At 44.9% G+C, this 1,164-nt stretch carries 1 protein-coding gene; it reads right to left on the reverse strand.

Annotated elements, in window-relative coordinates; translation table 11 throughout:
• Positions 1-1,164, reverse strand: a 1,164-nt coding sequence (gene tuf, locus HR060_RS19125; RefSeq protein WP_174201860.1) for an elongation factor Tu, incomplete at both ends; no start/stop codon positions are given.

The raw sequence follows: 1,164 nt of genomic DNA on the forward strand, positions 1-1,164 counted from the left end.
AGCAACAACACCAGCACCTACTGTACGGCCACCTTCACGGATAGCGAAACGTAAGCCTTCGTCCATCGCGATTGGGCAGATTAACTCTACAACCATCTTGATGTTATCACCTGGCATTACCATTTCTACGCCTTCTGGTAACTCTACAGCACCTGTTACGTCAGTTGTACGGAAGTAGAACTGTGGACGGTAACCTTTGAAGAATGGAGTATGACGGCCACCTTCGTCTTTAGAAAGTACGTATACTTCTGATTCGAACTTCGTGTGTGGAGTGATTGAACCAGGCTTACATAATACTTGACCACGCTCTACGTCTTCACGCTTAGTACCACGTAATAATGCACCAATGTTCTCACCAGCACGACCTTCGTCTAGTAACTTACGGAACATTTCAACACCTGTACAAGTTGTTGAAGTTGTTTCGCGGATACCTACGATTTCGATTTCTTCACCTACGTTGATGATACCTGACTCAACACGACCTGTTACTACTGTACCACGACCTGAGATTGAGAATACGTCTTCAACTGGCATTAAGAATGGCTTGTCGATGTCACGCTCTGGCTCTGGGATGTATGAATCTAAAGCTTCACCTAACTCAACAATCTTGTCTTCCCACTCTTTCTCGCCTTCTAAAGCTTTAAGCGCTGAACCTTGGATTAATGGTAAGTCGTCACCTGGGAAGTCGTACTCTGAAAGTAACTCACGTACTTCCATTTCTACTAATTCTAATAACTCTTCGTCATCTACCATGTCACACTTGTTCATGAATACGATGATGTAAGGTACACCAACCTGACGAGATAACAAGATGTGCTCACGTGTTTGTGGCATAGGGCCATCTGCAGCACTTACTACTAAGATCGCGCCGTCCATCTGTGCAGCACCAGTAATCATGTTTTTAACGTAATCCGCGTGACCTGGACAGTCTACGTGTGCGTAGTGACGAGTTGGTGTGTCGTACTCAACGTGTGAGGTTGAGATTGTGATACCACGCTCACGCTCTTCTGGAGCGTTATCGATAGATGCGAAATCCATCGCTTGACCACCGTGTACTTTAGATAATACAGTTGTAATCGCAGCTGTTAAAGTTGTTTTACCGTGGTCAACGTGACCGATTGTACCAACGTTAACGTGCGGTTTCGTACGTTCAAATTTTTCTTT

The sequence above is a fragment of the Marinifaba aquimaris genome, from assembly GCF_013328345.1.
GTDB classification, from domain to species: Bacteria; Pseudomonadota; Gammaproteobacteria; order Enterobacterales; family Alteromonadaceae; genus Marinifaba; species Marinifaba aquimaris.